At 65.0% G+C, this 965-nt stretch carries 1 protein-coding gene; it reads left to right on the plus strand.

Going from position 1 to position 965, the window contains the following annotated elements:
* Window positions 1-33 precede the first annotated feature (33 nt).
* On the plus strand, window positions 34-965 hold a 932-nt coding region (locus I71_RS26205; RefSeq protein ID WP_042700867.1), incomplete at its 3' end, for a nitrogen regulation protein NR(II).

The following is a 965-nucleotide window of genomic DNA, read 5'->3' on the forward strand; positions in this document are numbered from 1 at the left end:
CTATGAACCGGCAATCGAAAGGATGGCCGCCTGATGGATCCTGTTTCCACGACCAGTCCCGGGACCGCACTCAGCCAGCGTGGACGCAGCCGGTCGACGGCGCGGTCGCCCCGGCTGGAGTCCCTGGTGGTGCTGAACAGCCTGCCCGATCCGGTTCTGGTGGTGGACGGCAACGGCGACATCCGCTTCGTCAACCTGGAGGGGCAGGAGTTCTTCGACCTGTCCTCCAATGCCATGGAAGGCATGCCTCTGCCCGACCTGCTGCCGCCGGACAGTCCGGTGATGGGGCTGATCCAGCAGGTTCGCCGTGGCAGCCGCCGGGTGTCACAGGACGGTGTTGTCATCGACACCCCGCGCATCGGCCCTCACCATGTCACGGTGCAGGTGGCGACCATGGGCGATCCACCCGATCATGTGGTGCTGACCATCCATGAGCGGTCGCTCGCCCGCAAGATCGACCATTCGTTGACCCACCGCCATGCCGCCCGCTCGGTCACGGCCATGGCGGCGATGCTGGCGCACGAGGTGAAGAACCCGCTGTCGGGCATTCGCGGCGCCGCTCAGCTGCTGGAGGAGAATGCCAGCGACCAGGACCGGGTTCTGACCCGCCTGATCTGCGACGAGGCCGACCGCATCGTCGCGCTGGTCAACCGCATGGAGGTCTTCTCCGACGAACGGCCGCTGGAACGCGCCGCGGTCAACATCCACACAGTGCTGGAACATGTGCGCAAGGTCGCCCAGAGCGGCTTTGCCCGAAAAATACGCTTTGTCGAGCGCTACGACCCGTCACTGCCTCCTGTTTACGGCAATCGCGACCAACTTGTGCAGGTTTTCCTGAATTTGGTTAAAAATGCGGCAGAGGCTGCCCCAGAATCAGGCGGCGAGATCACGCTGACCACGTCGTACCAGCATGGTGTGCGGATGGCGCTGCCGGGCGGCGACGTGCGCCGGCATCTGCCCCTGCT

It is taken from the genome of Azospirillum sp. B506, from assembly GCF_000333595.1.
Taxonomy (GTDB): Bacteria; Pseudomonadota; Alphaproteobacteria; order Azospirillales; family Azospirillaceae; genus Azospirillum.